Below are 250 nucleotides of genomic sequence, written 5' to 3' on the forward strand. Positions count from 1 at the left end.
GATAACCCATATCTGGATGCTGGTCATGAATCGTTCGAATGACTTCTGCAATGTGGCGATTGGTCTGTTCACGTACGCTCACAGGCTGTTTCACCCAGCGATAGTAGGCAGAGCGCGCTACCTGCAGGAAATCGCACATGGGTTTTATCGGGTAGCCCTTTTCTTCGTGCATGAATTTAATCGCCTGGTAAGCCAGGACATTTCGAAATTGTCCTAACGATTCCTCCTTTCCAATTCCCTTACTTTTTTT

1 pseudogene is annotated in these 250 nt (G+C 46.8%); it reads right to left on the minus strand.

From position 1 onward, the window contains the following. A pseudogene (locus NRIC_RS19395) lies at positions 1-250 on the minus strand (hypothetical protein); the annotation flags it as partial.

Source organism: Enterococcus florum (assembly GCF_004309355.1).
GTDB classification, from domain to species: Bacteria; Bacillota; Bacilli; order Lactobacillales; family Enterococcaceae; genus Enterococcus_A; species Enterococcus_A florum.